This is a genomic window from Neobacillus sp. S1115 (assembly GCF_055385565.1).
The window spans coordinates 3362709-3378992 of the sequence record NZ_AP038275.1 but is presented as its reverse complement, the minus strand read 5'-3'; the positions used below and the strand labels follow the sequence as shown (position 1 = coordinate 3378992).

The 16284-nt window shown below is 36.0% G+C and carries 14 protein-coding genes and 1 pseudogene; 13 read left to right on the top strand and 2 right to left on the bottom strand.

Going from position 1 to position 16284, the window contains the following annotated elements; all coding sequences use genetic code 11:
• Positions 1–395: 395 nt before the first annotated feature.
• The 3 genes from ACZ5B7_RS16365 to ACZ5B7_RS16355 all read left to right on the top strand — a co-directional run bounded on the left by ACZ5B7_RS16365 (position 396) and on the right by ACZ5B7_RS16355 (position 2402).
• Positions 396–1178: a hypothetical protein gene (locus ACZ5B7_RS16365; RefSeq protein ID WP_464490126.1), complete on the top strand. Its 783-nt coding sequence runs from the start codon at positions 396–398 to the stop codon at positions 1176–1178.
• Positions 1179–1652, top strand: a complete 474-nt coding sequence (locus ACZ5B7_RS16360; RefSeq protein ID WP_215006635.1) for a hypothetical protein — start codon at positions 1179–1181, stop codon at positions 1650–1652.
• A gap of 324 nt (positions 1653–1976) precedes the next feature.
• The gene (locus ACZ5B7_RS16355; RefSeq protein WP_027323056.1) at positions 1977–2402 is read left to right on the top strand and encodes a MaoC family dehydratase; all 426 of its coding nucleotides are present in this window, start codon (positions 1977–1979) and stop codon (positions 2400–2402) included.
• 287 nt (positions 2403–2689) lie between these two features.
• Here the strand turns inward: ACZ5B7_RS16355 and ACZ5B7_RS16350 are convergent, their stop codons facing one another.
• The gene (locus tag ACZ5B7_RS16350; protein ID WP_464490125.1) at positions 2690–3913 is read right to left on the bottom strand and encodes an IS110 family RNA-guided transposase; all 1224 of its coding nucleotides are present in this window, start codon (positions 3911–3913) and stop codon (positions 2690–2692) included.
• A 417-nt stretch (positions 3914–4330) separates the two neighbouring features.
• On the opposite strand from ACZ5B7_RS16350, the gene ACZ5B7_RS16345 reads away from it, so the two are divergent.
• From ACZ5B7_RS16345 to ACZ5B7_RS16300, 10 genes and pseudogenes are all read left to right on the top strand, one after another.
• Entirely contained in the window at positions 4331–6646 is a 2316-nt protein-coding gene (locus tag ACZ5B7_RS16345; RefSeq protein WP_464490124.1) for a xanthine dehydrogenase family protein molybdopterin-binding subunit, read from the top strand.
• A 516-nt stretch (positions 6647–7162) separates the two neighbouring features.
• The gene (locus ACZ5B7_RS16340) at positions 7163–7489 is read left to right on the top strand and encodes an antibiotic biosynthesis monooxygenase family protein (protein WP_464490123.1); all 327 of its coding nucleotides are present in this window, start codon (positions 7163–7165) and stop codon (positions 7487–7489) included.
• A 405-nt stretch (positions 7490–7894) separates the two neighbouring features.
• A complete protein-coding gene (locus tag ACZ5B7_RS16335) occupies positions 7895–8101 on the top strand; it encodes a hypothetical protein (protein ID WP_464490122.1) in 207 nt (68 codons plus the stop codon).
• Between the two features lie 323 nt (positions 8102–8424).
• A complete protein-coding gene (locus ACZ5B7_RS16330) occupies positions 8425–8883 on the top strand; it encodes a nucleotidyltransferase domain-containing protein (RefSeq protein ID WP_464490121.1) in 459 nt (152 codons plus the stop codon).
• A gap of 389 nt (positions 8884–9272) precedes the next feature.
• Positions 9273–9470: a hypothetical protein gene (locus ACZ5B7_RS16325; RefSeq protein WP_464490120.1), complete on the top strand. Its 198-nt coding sequence runs from the start codon at positions 9273–9275 to the stop codon at positions 9468–9470.
• Complete coding sequence (locus tag ACZ5B7_RS16320; RefSeq protein WP_464490119.1) at positions 9464–10297, top strand: hypothetical protein; 834 nt, start codon at positions 9464–9466, stop codon at positions 10295–10297. The genes ACZ5B7_RS16325 and ACZ5B7_RS16320 overlap by 7 nt, the downstream gene beginning before the upstream one ends.
• Before the next feature lie 85 nt (positions 10298–10382).
• Positions 10383–12059, top strand: coding sequence for a hypothetical protein (locus ACZ5B7_RS16315; protein ID WP_464490118.1), 1677 nt, complete (start codon positions 10383–10385; stop codon positions 12057–12059).
• A gap of 575 nt (positions 12060–12634) precedes the next feature.
• Positions 12635–13435 (top strand): polysaccharide deacetylase family protein, encoded by an 801-nt coding sequence (locus ACZ5B7_RS16310; protein WP_464490117.1) that lies wholly within the window; start codon positions 12635–12637, stop codon positions 13433–13435.
• A 239-nt stretch (positions 13436–13674) separates the two neighbouring features.
• Positions 13675–14019 (top strand): n-acetylglutamate synthase, encoded by a 345-nt coding sequence (locus ACZ5B7_RS16305; RefSeq protein WP_464490116.1) that lies wholly within the window; start codon positions 13675–13677, stop codon positions 14017–14019.
• Between the two features lie 177 nt (positions 14020–14196).
• Positions 14197–14635: pseudogene (locus ACZ5B7_RS16300) on the top strand (N-acetyltransferase family protein).
• A gap of 420 nt (positions 14636–15055) precedes the next feature.
• Here ACZ5B7_RS16300 and ACZ5B7_RS16295 read toward each other — a convergent pair.
• Complete coding sequence (locus ACZ5B7_RS16295; protein WP_464490115.1) at positions 15056–15538, bottom strand: sigma-70 family RNA polymerase sigma factor; 483 nt, start codon at positions 15536–15538, stop codon at positions 15056–15058.
• Between the last annotated feature and the right edge of the window lie 746 nt (positions 15539–16284).

The window sequence follows — 16284 nt, the reverse complement described above, 5'->3', positions numbered from 1 at the left end:
AGAAATACAATTAACCGGTAACCCCTATTCCTCCATGTAGTTTCATAGCTTCGCTTGTTATACGAGATCATTGTCCCAACCAGCCTCAATCATGTTTCTACAAGTAGGGGGCGAACTGTTTAGTTGACGGGATCAGGTCCCACGGGTGCGACGTCCTACCCCGGCTACGGTTATCATATATCGATATAAAAAATGGTCAACCAGAAATATTTTCATTTCTAGTTGACCTTATAATACGAACGGGTGCTTTAGTTTCATAACAAATTGGGCTGTTTTCGGCAGTCCTTTTTCATTATTGTTATTAAATTTTTTGGAGAGATTAAGGAAAAAGGATTATATAACTGAATTTAACCTGTACACAGAAATTACAAACTTGGATCAAAGGAGTATTTTATATGAGTAGGGTTATGAGAAGAGAAAGTCTTCCTAGAAACGTTTTAGGAATTTTTGATACAACCATACTTCATTTAAGAAAACCTTCAATAATTGCCTGGTGGTCAGCAGCTTTCCCTGGACTTGGTCATATTCTACTAGGACATTTTTTTCGTGGTACTGGTCTAATTGTTTGGGAAATTTGTATTAATTCATATTCAAATCTAAACGCTGCTATGGTGTATTCTTTTATAGGCGATATACCATCAGCTAAAGGTATATTAAATACCAGATTATTGCTTTTATATATACCTATATATTTATTCGGTATATGGGACAGTTACCGTGGAGCAGTTGATTTGAACAAAGAGTATAAACTTAGCGAAAGTGCCAACTCTCCCATCAAGAAATATGCTATGAACGCAGCGGGTGTTAATTATCTGGATAAGAGAAATCCTATCCTAGCCCTTATTTGGGCAATTTTCATTCCAAGTCTAGGTCAATTTTATCAACAAAGAATCTTAGCAAGTTTTTTTACACTTTTTTGGGCAGTTATCTTTGTATTTTACTCGCACTTCGCTGAAGCAATAATTTATTTAATACAGGGAGATATACAAAAATCCACACAAGTATTAAATATGCAATGGTTGCTATTTATACCGTCTTTTTATTTCTTCACATTGTATCAATCTTATACAGATACTATTGAACTAAATAAATTGTTTGCAAAAGAACAAGCACGCTTTTTAGAGGAAAATTTCCAGCCTTCGAATTTCCACATTCATAAGGGAGGACTGGTGGAATAAATGCAAATTTTTGCGACCTTTGAACATACAAAGTATCTTGAGCTTGGGATAACAGAGTTACAGGAGAATGGCATAACGGATATTTTTGCAGTTCCATTAAAGAAGGTAAATGTTAGAGCTTCAATCATTGACTCCCTTAATCATTCTGACGGTCGTTCGTTTTTAGATAAGGGTTTTGCATTAGCAGTTGTATTATCAACTATTTTAGCCAGCAAGGGATTTGAATTAGAATGGGGACCTATATACTGGGGACTAATTGGTGCAGCCAGCGGCATTATTATTGGTTTAGTAATCGAAATAATATTGTATAAATGGAAGAATAAAAAAAAGCAAATTAAACTGGTACGGAATGAAAAACATGGAGAAGTTATACTAATTATTAATTGTCAGCTGAAGGATGAAAAATTAGTTTCAGATATACTCACACGGAATTTAGCGTTAGGGTTGGCGAAAGTTATTAATTCTAAAGAATAACAACAAAATTTTTTATTATCGGTGTGATGCTATAAAAAGCATCGCCCATTAAAGAAGGAGATTGTGAAGAATTGTACTTTAAAGTAACGGGTGCAAGAGTTAAACAAGAGGTTGCTACAGCAGCGTCTTGTTTTCTTATTGAACTTACGAAACAGGATAGTTAAATAAGGTATTTACAATTGCAAAGATGAAATATATATATCCCCAAAAAAGTATTCTTTTCTATTGATTTTAGAGGATTTTGAGTATTTTTTTAACTTGATGTGCATTTGATGCTACCTTAATATAAACAAGTGCAAAAGTTTCTAAATAAGAGGTGTAATTATGAAGTTTGATGAGTTTACAGTTGGACAGGTGTTTGAAACTAAGTCCTTCAAAATGACAAAAGCGGATATTATGAGATTTGCAGGAGAATTTGATCCTCAATATATGCATTTAGATGAGGAAAAAGCAAAGCAGGGGAGATTTGATGGAATCATCGCATCCGGACTACATACATTAAGCATTTCAGTAAGGCTTTGGATTGAACAAGGTATCTATGGTGATGATATCATCGCTGGAACAGGGATGAATAATTTGAAATTTATAAAACCGGTGTATCCTGGTGATGAATTGTATACCATCGCCGAGGTTATCGATAAGAAAGAGACGAAGAATGAATCGGGAATCATTACTGTATTGTTATCTACTTACAACGATAAAGAAGATAAAGTATTAGAAGTAGACCTGTCTGGATTGATTAAGCGATGATGTGTTGTAATTTGAAAATAAGTGAAATAATCTACACAAGTCAATTACAGCTTATGGGTTGAGTATTTTCGTAATTACATTTTTGGAAAGGGTCTTATTCCACTAACGGGTAGCTTTAGTTAAAGATGATGATCGCTGTAGCGGTCATTTTTTCTTGTTGAACTACCATGAAAATTAACTTCTGTAATTCACAGAAAAAGGCAATACTAAAGAGGACGCAGCTCATTCGTTTTTTTAAAAGGGGAGAGCGCCAATTTCATGGATTTATGGTAATAAGGTGGACTGGATTAAGAGATTTTAGGTTCTTCCAACGTAACGGTGTATCCTAAGCTTTCGAGTCGTCTCAGAGAATGTCGAACAATTGACTGTTGTCTCTGCTTATCAAAGTAGTCTTCGCCTAAGTCTACATACATTTCTTTTCGAGTTAATAGATAATAAGAGATACGTAACATTGCGTGAGCGACTACAATACCAGCACGTTTCTTACCCTTTCGGGATGCTGTACGCCTATACAGTGCTCCAAGATAGTTTTTGGATCCTCTGACTGAATGAGCTGCTTCGGTTAACGCCGATCTTAAATACTTATTTCCTTTTTTAGTTTTTGCTGATTTTCTTTTTCCTGCACTTTCGTTTTGCCCAGGAACTAATCCTGCCCAAGAACACATATGAGCTGCAGTGGGGAATTGTTTCTTCACATCAGTCCCAATTTCAGATAAGATTTGTTCAGCCATTCTGGTCGCTATACCTGGAATCGAATCTAATCGTGCTATATCTTCTTGATGAGAACTGACTCTGTCCGCAACTTCCTTATCAAGCATCTCGATTTGCTCAGTTAAAAAGTCGATATGACCTAAAATGGTTTTTAACATAAGGCGTTGATGTGAACTTATATAGCCTTTTAGGGCGAGTTCCAATTCTTCTTTCTTCTTTTTCATAGTGCGGCGTGCGAAGTTTGCTAGTTTTTCAGGATCCTCTTCACCGTCGGCAATGGCATCAAGCATATCTCGTGCTGAAACGCCCAACACATCTGAAACAACTGACCCCAACTTAATGTTCGCTCCTTCTAACACTTTTTGGATTCGATTATGTTGTCTGGCACGCTCTTCAATAATACTTCTACGATAGCGAACGAGTTCACGCAATTCACGTTGATTTCGGTCAGGAATATAACTGGCTTTAAGTAGTCCGTGGCGAAGAAGTTTGGCAATCCATTCTGCATCCTTCACATCTGTCTTTCGTCCTGGAACTGCCTTCATATGTTGAGCATTAACCACTAAAAACTCAATATCCTCAGCTTCTAGTAAATTCACAATAGGCTTCCAATAAACACTCGTGCTCTCCATGGCGACATGGGTACAATTATGTTGTTTAATCCAGTCAACCAACTGTAAAAGAAATACAGTTTTAGTAGAGAACGTTTGAATCTCCTTTCCTTCAGGTGTCAAAATACAGGCAGTAATATTGTCCTTATGGACATCCATACCGCATGCTCTTTCAACGACTATATCCATTGAAAACATCCTTTCTACGGCTCACAATAATATTAGAGGCTGGTGCAGCAACCAGAATAGGATTAATCTACCATGTGTGCTTCCCGTAAGGGAGCGACAGTCAGTGGTGCACCGTGGTCGTTGGAGTCAGACTAACGGATGGGCTCTAACGCACCATAGTTCATCGACCTTCCTCTCCCAGCCGTAGAATCAGTATTGACGGTTTAAAACCATTTTCATTCTCTGTGGTGAAGCGCTGATTTTTGCGCTTCATGGATGGCTAACGGGGCAGCATTCCTGTAATGAATAAGCACGATTTTTTTTTGCGGGTAACATTAAATATTTGGGTTATTTCAACGTAGTGTATTTATCTTAATTTACACGAATATTAATTTAATTGGAAAGGTTCATGAAAACCGACGGTTAGGAGGGATTGGCTTGGATGTAATTGGAAAAGGAATTATTCGTAAAGACGCTTGGGATAAAGTGACAGGAGATGCGAAATACACAGATGATTACCAATCAGTCGGGATGCTTTCTTGTACCAAGGTCATCAGTCCATATGGGCACGCTAGGATCACTGCGATTGACACGACAGAAGCACAAAAAATACCGGGAGTTAGGGCAATTATCACAGGAGACCATTTGCCACTCACAGGTGAGGCTATTCGCGACCGCCCGCCGATTGCTGTCGATAAGGTCCGTTATCACGGTGAAGTTGTTGCCTTAGTTGTTGCTGATAATCCTGCTCAGGCTAAGAAAGGCGCTGACCTTGTGAAGGTGCAATATGAATTATTACCTGTGGTAAATTCACCTACACTGGCATTCCAAAGGAATACTCCCCTCGTTCATGAAAGGTTAGGTGAATACAAAAAGGAGGAAGATTCAAGCCCGGTCCCGGGAACTAATATTGCAAACCATATAAAAATTCGCAAGGGCAATATGGAACAAGGGTGGTCTGAGAGTGAAGTAACAGTAGAAGCAAGCTATTCCTTTGCCCCATCAGATCATGCCGCAATGGAAACAAGATGTTCAACTTGTGAGATTTCACGTGATGGAACAATCAATATAATGACCTCATCTCAGGCGCCTTATATGGTCAAAACGCTAATATCTGAATACCTAGGTGAAGATATAGGGAAAATTGTTGTTCACACGCCGTTTGTTGGAGGAGGCTACGGTGGAAAAGCGCCCGTTCAGCTTGAAATACTCGCTTACTTAGCATCGAAGGCTGTTGGTGGCCGACCCGTAAAGGTTTTTAATACGCGTGAAGAAGATATCATTACATCTCCATGTCACATTGGTTTAGATGCAACAGTTAAAATTGGGGCTGACCGTAATGGGAAAATAAAAGTTATGGAAATCCTTTTTTTGTGGGATGGGGGTGCTTATTCGGACAAAGCAATTGATGTAACGAGATCTGGGGCGGTGGATTGCACAGGACCCTACAATGTGGAGAATGTATGGTGTGATTCATACTGTATGTATACCAATCATCCGTATGCCTCCCCTTACAGAGGATTTTCACATGCAGAGCTTACCTTTGTGATTGAAAGAACACTCGACTTACTCTCACAAAAACTGCAGATGGATCCGCTAGAACTTAGGTTTTTAAATGCCATTAGGCCAGGAAATACAACACCTACAAGGGTTCCTTTAAATAAAAGCAATTTAGGGGATTTACCACATTGTATTGAGAAAGTAAAACATTTAATGAAATGGGACGAAGGGCCGGTTAAAGAGATAGATGGACGTTTTGTTAGGGTAAAAGGCGTAAGCTGCAGTTGGAAAACGTCAACGATTGATGCCAACGCTCCCTCCGGTGTTACTTTAACCTTTAATCGAGATGGTAGTATCAATTTAATGTCAGGTCTTATCGAAATTGGAACTGGAACTAAGACTGTGCTTGCTCAAATTCTCGCCGAGAGACTCAAAATGGATGTCGATAAAATTCATGTCAGAATGGAAATTGATACCCAGACCATGCCAGAACATTGGAAGACTGTTGCCAGCAGGGGAACATTTATGGCAGGCAGGGCCACCTTAAATGCCGCAGAAGATGTGATTACCCAATTAAAAGAAGTGGCCTCATGTGTGCTAAGAGCACCGAAAGAAGATTTGGAAGTGGCAAATAGCCGGGTGTTTTTGAGGGATGATCCATCCATTGGTCTCGATTTTAAAGAAATTGGTTATGGATATAAGTATCCAAATGGTAACGCTATAGGTGGTCAAATCATTGGCAGAGGAAAATATATTTTACGTCATATAACATCTTTGGATCCCGAAACTGGTGCTGGAAAACCCGGTCCAGAGTGGTCTGTTGCGGCTTATGGTGTAGAGGTAGAATTTGATCGTAAAGATTATACTTATCGATTAGTTAATGCTGCTGCGGTGGTGGATGCCGGCAGGGTGTTGAATGTAAAAACAGCATTAGGCCAGGTTATGGGGGCGATGAGTATGGGGCTCGCATTCGCTGGAAGAGAAACATTTTATTTTGATGATTTAGGGAGGGTTTTAAATCCGCACCTTCGGACGTATCGTCCACTTCGATATGGGGAGAATCCTAACTACTTGGTTGATTTTGTTGAAAATCCACAGATTGATGCACCTTATGGAGCTCGTGGAATAGGAGAATTAGGTTTAATGGGAATGCCTGGGGCACTCGGGAATGCGTTGTCCTTAGCAGCTGGTGTTTCGCTTCATAATCTTCCATTAATTCCGGAATTGATTTGGAAAGCAAAGGAAAAACAATAAAGTTTATCCGATACAGTTCCATTTAAAGGTCGTCATATATGAGGACTGAGCAGGTTAGTTACAGCAAAGTAATTATAGGAATACAATTCAATTCAAATAATAGAACCAACCTGCTGTTTTAGTTTGCCTTAAAAAGCGGCGATATCGGGATCAGAAGTATGAGATTGTTTTGGGAATAGGAATCCTGTGGTGTAAGGTGACGATTGACCTTTTAATCGAAAAGCTTTTTCGATTTCAACCGCCGCACGACGTGCATTTTCTAGGGTCGCTTGTTAGTCACAATGTCGTTCATCAAGATTAAAGCCATGAAATTCGCCGCTTCTTGATCGCATTTAGCCGTAGCTTCACCAGAATACCTTTATTATAATAAAAATTTGGAAAAATACACTTAAAGGGGGCATTCCTTCACCAATGGGGTAATGCCATTTTCTTCTTTAAGTTACAAAGTTTAGTGTAATAAAATGTATAATGAAAAAGGAAGAATGTAAGAAATCAGTGAACTTGGGGGAACGAAATATGAGTGGAATTGCAAAAACTCCTGAACCACCTTATTACGCAGTAATTTTTGCATCACAGCGAACTGAGGGTGACAGAGGTTACGGAAAAATGGCTGACAAAATGGTAGAGTTAGCTTCGCAGCAGAAGGGATACTTAGGGGTAGAAAGTGCTCGTGATGGGGAGTTAGGAATTACAGTTTCATATTGGGACTCTTTAGAATCCATAAAAGATTGGAAGGAAAATTCAGCCCATAGAATGGCACAAGAAAAGGGGAAAACAGAATGGTATAAAAATTTTTCTCTTAGGGTTTGTAAGGTAGAAAGACATAAATTTTTTGAAATGTAATTAATTATTTTACATATTAGAATAAAAGTGGATTTGTTAATGTAAGGCAACCACCAATAATGGCCATCAATTCTTTTAATATGCCAGCTGGAAACAAACCATTATTCGGGATTACTGCCCAAATTTTTGGTTTGGTTGTGAAATAAAGTACTGAAGGTATCAGGGGCAAGAGTTGAAGATCGGGTATGCTGCGGCAATCCCTTTTTTGTTTGCTAAGAAGGGAACTAGAGTAGCAATATTAGTAGATTTTAATGATATAAATGAATATTAGTTTTTAACATAGTTATAAGAATTAAAACTAAAAATCCTAAACACTATTACAATTTTGATGTAGTTTTTTCCATTAATAAAAATAAAATGTAAGGTGATGATATAGAAGTATTCGAAATAAAAGGAGAGATTCTTATGACTCAAATTGATGTAAACCAACTAAATCAAGCAAAAGCAAATGTAACACTCACTCAGGAATTATTAACAAAAGCAATTGAAAAGGCAAATTCCGATCCTATACTCGCCCAGGAAGCGATTAAACAGGCATCAAACGAAATTTCATCTGCTTTAACCGCCGTAACACAAGTACAAAAGTCATCTCAAGTCCAATCGACAGAGTGATTAAATAGTAGTTACCTGATACAATTGAATAAAAAAGCTGCAAATCCCTATGACAATGTCTGGGGATTTTATTATGGGGAATAATTGTTGGTTGTCCTTGTACTAACGTGTTTAGTTGAATAAAATTTGCAAATTGTCACTACTTTAAAACAAAATAGACATAGAATTAGGCGATAAAAGATAATGATGTAGAATCTAACCAGTTCACATCCGATGAGTTTATATAATTATCGAGATTTATAAAAAGGAAATGGAATAACAAGGTTTTGAACAAGGAGAAGGGATTTTAGAATGGAACGAAAGAAAAATAAATGAAGGCAAACATGGGTGTTACTGGGACTAAGTTTGAAATAGGAAGGAAAACTCAAAAATTGGATAAAGCCGACTTACTTTTTGAAAAATTTAAGGAATGGTCAGAACGTCAAAAAAATATAAAAGGTGTAGCAGTTGTTGGTTCATATGCCAGGGGTGATTATCATTCAACATCTGATATCGATTTAGTTATTATTTCAACAAATAAAGACCCTACTATCAGTATGATTAAATCTGATTTTCATTACAGTAGTATTAAGAGTTGTTCACTTGAAGAATGGGGGATTTTGACATCCTTACGAGTTTTCTATGACAGTGGATTAGAGGTTGAATATGGTGTTGTAACAGACCAATGGAATATTGAGCCATTAGATGAAGGAACAAAAAATGTTGTTAAAAATGGTTTTAAGATTATAACTGAAAAAGAAAATACTTTTTACAGTATAAAAAAGTATTTAAATCAACTTTAAACCTTTTATCATTAAATGGATTTACTTCTATAAAATTCTTTCTTCATTTTTTCTTTTTCCTGAGGAAGTCTTTCATATTAAAACTATTAGGCTAGAATTCTTGTTAAATCAAGTATTCTAGCCTTTTGATTTTGGTGACGAGTAATTAATTACGTATTATTTTTCTAGCTTGACTGATGATGCCGTTACACCTTCCTTATAGGCAAATTCCCTGATGGATTGGCCGGAATTTAATGTCTCATGTGTACATGGATAAAGAGCTGCTCACAAGAGTTGTAAATGACTATTATGTTTATCATTCTATTAAATTGAATGAAAAATAGGTGTTGACCATATATTATTTTGGTAAAATGAGTAATGGGAAAATTGATGTAAAGCATGGAGAGAATATGATGGAAAAATTTGAATTCTTTTTATATGAACCGTATCTTTCAGAGGCGAATTTTAGCCATTTGCAAAATTGTGCAATGTCCTTTAGGGAGCAGCAATACTTTGCATCTGCCATCTGGGGTTCGGTATTTTTAGAGGGTTTTTTAGCTGAAATATTTCGGGATTTAGGCGTAGAAAAAAAGATTTTAAAATGTTAAATGACTATATTGAACATCTGCGCAACCTGAAAAAACGTGAAAAAGGCATTGATATTACCGTCCCTCAAGAGATGATTTATCGGTGTAATTTAATAAGAGAGATCAGAAACGGTCTCGTTCATGATACGGGGTACTCTAAGGATTCTCTTAAGAGTGAAGCTCAGACCATTTTAAATAGCATAACCATCCTATTGGATTTGTATCTAAAGCATTTTCCAATAAAAACTGATATTGTTAAAAATAAAAACGAAGAAGAACAAATTAAGGAAGAAGATTTAATACCTGTTTTTATCAGTACCATTAATCCTGATACAGAAATTCAAAATTATTTCATTGAGCTGTTTTATAATCGGCTAAGAAGAATTGGGATAAAGCCCGTACGAGCAGTAATGGATGATTATGATGAGAATAGACCATTGGAAAGAATTGAAGAATTTTTAAACGAATGTGAAGGTATTATTGTTATAGGTCTTGAAAGAAGTCATGCCTATTTCTTGAGAGACCGTGTCGGTGGTGTAAAGCAGGAAGATAAAATGCATACAAAGTATACATCCAGCTGGCTCCACTTGGAAGCTGCTTTAGCACATGGAATGGGTATGGATGTATTTGTAACATGCCAATCTGATATTTATAACGATGGCATATTTGACCGCCAGTGGAATAGCTACAAGGTAATAGAATTTAAATGGTCCAATAATTTTAAAGATGTTGCCTCCCTTTTAAAGATCGGATCAGATAATAAACTCAATAACACGTTTTTCCCTCGACTTGAAAAGTGGGTAAAAGCAAAACAAAAGAACAAACCAGTTAGGAGCGAACAAGCTTAGTTTGACTGTTCGTAATCAATATTTGTACTAAATCAGGCTTGAGAAAGAACGATATCAAAAATATTTTTGCATATAGGAGTTACACATGAGCTGCGAATTTGAGGCCTCCAAAATTAGAACAAAGACAATTACTGATAAAAGTAAAACCATTTTGATCATACCGTTTTCCTACGGAAAGGGTTACCAAGAAGTTAATGAAACGCTAGAGCATGACTGGATCATTGATAATGAGTACGTTGAGAGAAAAAACATATTAGAACATGTTTCAAATTTAATTGCCTCTGATCAAGAAGAAATAACGAATGGTACGATTGGAAGATATTTTGAATTAAAAAAAGAAGCAAGAAAAAAATATTATTTACCTTTGAATTCTTCTCAGAGTTTTTATTTAATGAACGAAAAAAATGAGGAGGTCACGAATTATAAAATTACGAAAGTATCCTTATATCTATTTGAAACACAGATTGGATTTTTGGTTTATGACATTAAACACAACAGTCCTGACCTTGAAAAAATTATTCTTACAAACTACTATCTCAAGCATTTAAACCACCTTTTTCGGTCTCATTTATATAATCAAGCAGAATTCTTTTCATATTTTAAGAAGAACGCAAAGCCAATCGACGAATTAACCAAGAATTTCCGAACGTTATCTGAGATTTCAGGAAACATTCTGAACGGATTACAAATTAATACCTATTTTACCAATTCGCAAAATGGCCCAGAAACAGCTATTGTCTACAACTTTATGCTATTAGATAAAATGTTTACGAGAGAGCCGGAGTGGGAGAACAAACTTAGGCTTGCGTTATACAAGCTTCGGAAGGGATATAAAGATTCCTATCAACCACCTCCATTGGAACTTGATACCGATCATAATCCTCAGATCATCCAGCTGTTTAAGAATAGTTATTGGGGTGTCTCTTTAGAGGGATTGACGAATTTGGTCTATTTAACTGACAATCAAGTAACAAATGATTTCTTCACCAGTAACTATACTGGGAATCTAGAAATATCGTATTTTTACATATATATTCTAGCTCTTCATCAAAGATATGCTTTTTTAGCTCTAAATGTTGAAGCATCAGAAATTTCTAAAGGGGAAAATGAAACAAATATTGATGATAATGCTGCAGAGACCAAAATATTAAAATTACGGAAGGACATTAACTTTCTTATTCTTCGTGGATTTTTTAAGCATGTTTCAAGTGTTACCCATCAGCAAACATTATACGAGGCTATTGCAAAAAATTTAAGTTTAGAAGAATTAAAGCTAGATCTTCACTCCGAAATGGAGGCATTAGCCTCCATTGCTGAAATGCAAGCGGCTAAACGGGAAAGAGAAAAAGAGAGAGAAGATTTAAAGTTTAAGGAAGAAGAGCGTGAAGACAGGAGAGCAAGAGAAGCACTGGAACAGAAACGTCTGGAACAAGAAAGAGAAGAGCGAAGAGCATGGGAGTTGCTAGAACAAAAACGCTTGGAACAAGAGAAGGAGGATAGAAGGGATAGAGAACGAGAAGAAGATGAGAAAAAAGAAAGAAATGCGGATCGTTTTTTGATTGTGTCGACGATTTTCGTTGTCACATCAGCTATCACCGGATCCTGGTCGATTCTTTTGGATTTTTTTGTGAGAAGCAAACTTCCACCCGTACCATTTCCTGCACCATATGCATTGGCCATTCTATCAGCCCTGTTCATAGCTCTTGGAATATTAGGATATAAATATATTCTCGATAAATGGAAATCTAATAGCCGTTCCTAAAAACATAGACATCTATGTACAAAAAGAAATCTATATGTTCTAAATAAGTTATTACTCTTTTAGCACGCAAAACGAAAAGTGCTTTTTGAGAATCGCGTTAGGGAATCACGCCCTAATTCCAGAATGGAAACAGCCGGTCATAGAGGTCTTTCAATTTCTATAAACTTATTCGTTCCCGTAGCATTACACATTTACATTACACGGATCAGGATACCTTCGGATACTCTAGAATGGCTGTTAGCCACGCTGGTAAAACTGTGACACACAAATTGGAGTACGTGGTCCTTTTCTTCCTTACAGGTAAAAAGGACACGTACTCCAATTTTCATTGACTAAATATCTGCTTTTAACAGTACAATTTTATCACGGAAAAAATATTCATTTTTCAAATGGTTGGTAATGGTTCTCCAATTGTTATAGTTGGATTTTTCCTTCATTTATTGAGGGAGTTTACTTCAATAAACACAATAGATCATACTGTGAAACAGGATCCTACAACATTTCATAATCTGACGATAAATATTTTTAATAAAGACTTGACAAAATAAGTTCATCATAAATGAGGAGCTTATCCAATGGAAAAAATTTTGTTCATTAGCGTGCTTTTATTGATTTCTTTTTTCTCCTTTCAAGTAAATTCGGATGCATCCGATAACAGTCGAGAAAAATATGAAAAAACTGGGCGTGTTATTTGGGAAGTAAACACAAAAGAAAAGTTAGTTGCCCTTACTTTCGATGATGGACCTCATCCTGTTTTCACTCCTCAAATACTTAATATATTAGCAAAACATAATGCTAAAGCTACATTTTTTGTAGCTGGGAATAAAGTAGTCAGATTTCCAGATCTTTTAAAAAGAGAAGTTAAAGAAGGACATGAAATTGCCAATCATACATTCCATCATATTTATGGGAATATAACCTCTGCAAAACTATCCTCTGAATTGGATGAAACAGATAAAATTATTAAGAAATTCACTGGTTTAAAACCGTCTCTCTATCGTCCTGTGGGGGGTTTTTATAATGATGTAATTATAAATACCGCTATAAAAAATGGAAAAGAGGTCGTATTATGGTCGTGGAATCAAGATTCTCGTGATTGGGCAGATCCTCCAGCAAGTCAAATATACAGTAATATAAAAAAAGGAGTAAAGCCAGGTAATATCATTATATTTCATGATTGGCATGGTAGTGAATATACTCAAACCTGTTCTACAACAAAAGCCTTAGAAAACATTTTGGAGTTTTTAGACAAGAACGGGTATAAATGTGTAACGGTAACTGAATTGCTCTACCGTTCAACGCAAATATTTCCAGATTCTTTTGGAATCTATCCTTCAAAGAAAGGAAAAACTTCTCACATTAGTATAATGTATTAAATATACATTTGTCGCATCGTTTTTGTGCAATAGTTCTTATTCAAGTAAAGGTGTGCAAGAGTTTAAGATCAAGCTGCCATTTTTGACGGCTTTTTTCTTGTGCTAAAGTGGCAGGGAGTTTAAGAAGGATTTTAAAAATATTTGAAGAATTCCCTTCCATATAGCTATTTTGAGAGGAGTTAATTTAAGCAGGAATAAAAAAGAATGTATTTAGGACAAGTAATAAGGGGAGAAAAAATATGATAAATTATAACAATCGTACATTTGTATCAATTGATAATACTGCTAATGGCGAAGTATCTTCAAAAACAATTTTTAGATATAAGCAAGAAGGGAAAATTATCTCAGCAACGTACAGTGGAGGAGAAATCGTCAAAGGCTTACTAATTGGTATTGTTAATGAAGATGGTTGTTTAGAGTTTAGGTATAACCATATTAATATAAAAAATGAAATTAGAGGAGGAGAATGTGTTTCAACTCCTGAAATCCTGGATAATGGCCGAATTAGGCTATTTGAGAAATGGAAATGGCTTGATGCTGAAAAATCTGAGGGAAATTCAATTATTGAGGAAGTTGAAATATAAATTCAATAGTAATTATTAAACAGACGAGGGCGATTGTTCGATAAGGTGGCAGTCGCTTTTTTTCTAACGGGGCAGGTTAACATAAGAAGAATTCAAGTTAATAATAGCCTTTAGAAGAGAAATATTGGGATATTTTTCTAAACTGAATAAAAGGAAATTAAAGGACTGATTCAATTAATGGATATTAGAAAACCTAACGATTTTGTATTTAAAAAAGGTATTATCTCTTTCTCCACAAGCTGTTTTTGATGGCACATTAGGTGAAGTAGAACCTACGAAAGAAAAAATTGACCAACTTGTTAAACCACTTTTGGAAAAGGGAAGCTATTATTTAATTGCAACAGAAAACGATAAATTAATGGGCTGGATTCTTATAGGGACTAGCAAAGACCAATTTACTGATATGATGAATGGATTTATTTACGAACTATTTGTTGTAGAAGAATTTAGAGGGAATGGGATTTCCAAACTGTTAATGAAAGCAGGTATTGACCATCTAAAACAAGATGGAAATTCAGAAATCCGTCTAAGTGCATTTGCAGGGAATCAAGCAATTAAACTGTATGAAAAATTGGGTTTTAGCATTAGGACAATTACTATGAGTTTGCAGTTATAAGAAACTAGCTTATTTCAATAACTGTGCTTTTGTTAAATATCATCAATTATTAATAAGCCGAAAAATTAATACGCTATCTATTCTGCCCGTGAGTCCAAGAGAAGTAACGAAGCCAAAAATAAAAATCCACTCCTTTCATGGGAGTGGATTAATTTCATATTAATTAGTTATTCTTTGGGATTTATTATTGCTAAAACCTAATGGTCTTCTTATTTACCATTTATTTCTATTTTTGATTCGTTAAGTCTATTTGAAAATCTATCGTGTAATAATCAGAATGGGGCTGTTTTTGGAAGTGAATGGGATTCATTGCAGTTAGCTCTGTAAAGTGCCGATGTTGATAAGAAACACTTATATTTGTTATTTCCTAAAGCGTTTATTATTGCCAAATACAAATTCGCAAACACCAAAGCTTTCGGTTCAGTCCACGATTAAATCTTTCAACCTCCCACGAGCTCCTTCCCGCCATTGCTTGACTGCTGAAACCGTTACACCTTCTTTATTAGCAATTTCCTTGACGGATAGGCCAGAACGGAGAGTGTATTGAAGCCATTTCCGTTGTTTCGGGGTAAGCATTTCCGAATATGATACCAGGAATTCATTTTCTAAGGATGGTTCTTGGTGGCAATCAACTGCCATTTCCCAGAACTCCTGCTCCGGAAAAATATTTTTTTCCTGTACTTTCGCCATTTTTCTGATTTCCATAAGCAAGCTACCTTTAATAAACGTATAAGCATAGTTAGTGAAATTCCCTTTTTCCGGGTCAAATCTCTTGCTGGCCTCCCAAAGTGCGATAAGGCCTTGCTGATAAAACTCCTCCTTATCTGTGTAAATATAAAGAGAATGGATGATCTTGTGGATCATTGGTTTATATTGTTCTGCTAACTGTTCAAAGCTTTCCAACGGTAGATCCTTTCAGGAAAGCGCGCTTTGCCTTTGTATTCCCGGGTATCTCTACCATATCGAGAATTAGCCCATTCAGCGAATCGACTCATTTCTAATTTGGAGCCGAATTACCCCCCGAAAGCTGCAAATTCTACTCTCATATTTCCAATTTGAAGCAGATTTTTGAAAGATTCGACCAATAGTATATAAATTGAGACGTGGGGACGGTTCTTGTGTGTCATTGATTGGCAGGCTGGGATTCTCGACGTGTAAGGAGTTTTTTTAAAAAAAAGTATAGAACCCTTACATGAGAAGCTAGGACTATGAGGTGATTCAATCGACATGGAAAGAAAATGTGTTGAGTTTCCTCCATTGGAAATATTCATACGCTTTAAATTTCACAGTGAAATGGGATGCAAGCGAAAAGTTTCGTACAGAGTAAATGAATGATTCTCAGAGTAACTTTTTGTCCCTTATAACGTCTTAAAATTTAGGCTCTGTTATTATTCATTGTTGATTTTCGTGTAGGTATGAAAATTCATAGGCGGAGAATTTCCGGCTAATGTATAAAGAGGAAGCATAAAAAGCAGAGATAAGCGGAGATATTCCGATTAACTGCTCTAAATAACACAAAATTCAAAGATTTAGAAGATATAGCCGGAAAAACTTCCTTTATTTTTAAGAAAATATTAGTATTTTCCAAAGTAAACGGAATTCTTCCGTTTATTTTTCAAACTCAGTAAAATCAACATTCAGTTATAACA

What these genes read in the sequence shown, in the direction of transcription:
- ACZ5B7_RS16365 (WP_464490126.1), top strand. Translation starts at nt 396, where the DNA reads ATGAGTAGGGTTATGAGAAGAGAAAGTCTTCCTAGAAACGTTTTAGGA.
- ACZ5B7_RS16360 (WP_215006635.1), top strand. Translation starts at nt 1,179, where the DNA reads ATGCAAATTTTTGCGACCTTTGAACATACAAAGTATCTTGAGCTTGGG.
- ACZ5B7_RS16355 (WP_027323056.1), top strand. Translation starts at nt 1,977, where the DNA reads ATGAAGTTTGATGAGTTTACAGTTGGACAGGTGTTTGAAACTAAGTCC.
- ACZ5B7_RS16350 (WP_464490125.1), bottom strand. Translation starts at nt 3,913, where the DNA reads ATGGATATAGTCGTTGAAAGAGCATGCGGTATGGATGTCCATAAGGAC.
- ACZ5B7_RS16340 (WP_464490123.1), top strand. Translation starts at nt 7,163, where the DNA reads ATGAGTGGAATTGCAAAAACTCCTGAACCACCTTATTACGCAGTAATT.
- ACZ5B7_RS16335 (WP_464490122.1), top strand. Translation starts at nt 7,895, where the DNA reads ATGACTCAAATTGATGTAAACCAACTAAATCAAGCAAAAGCAAATGTA.
- ACZ5B7_RS16330 (WP_464490121.1), top strand. Translation starts at nt 8,425, where the DNA reads ATGGGTGTTACTGGGACTAAGTTTGAAATAGGAAGGAAAACTCAAAAA.
- ACZ5B7_RS16325 (WP_464490120.1), top strand. Translation starts at nt 9,273, where the DNA reads ATGATGGAAAAATTTGAATTCTTTTTATATGAACCGTATCTTTCAGAG.
- ACZ5B7_RS16320 (WP_464490119.1), top strand. Translation starts at nt 9,464, where the DNA reads ATGTTAAATGACTATATTGAACATCTGCGCAACCTGAAAAAACGTGAA.
- ACZ5B7_RS16315 (WP_464490118.1), top strand. Translation starts at nt 10,383, where the DNA reads ATGAGCTGCGAATTTGAGGCCTCCAAAATTAGAACAAAGACAATTACT.
- ACZ5B7_RS16310 (WP_464490117.1), top strand. Translation starts at nt 12,635, where the DNA reads ATGGAAAAAATTTTGTTCATTAGCGTGCTTTTATTGATTTCTTTTTTC.
- ACZ5B7_RS16305 (WP_464490116.1), top strand. Translation starts at nt 13,675, where the DNA reads ATGATAAATTATAACAATCGTACATTTGTATCAATTGATAATACTGCT.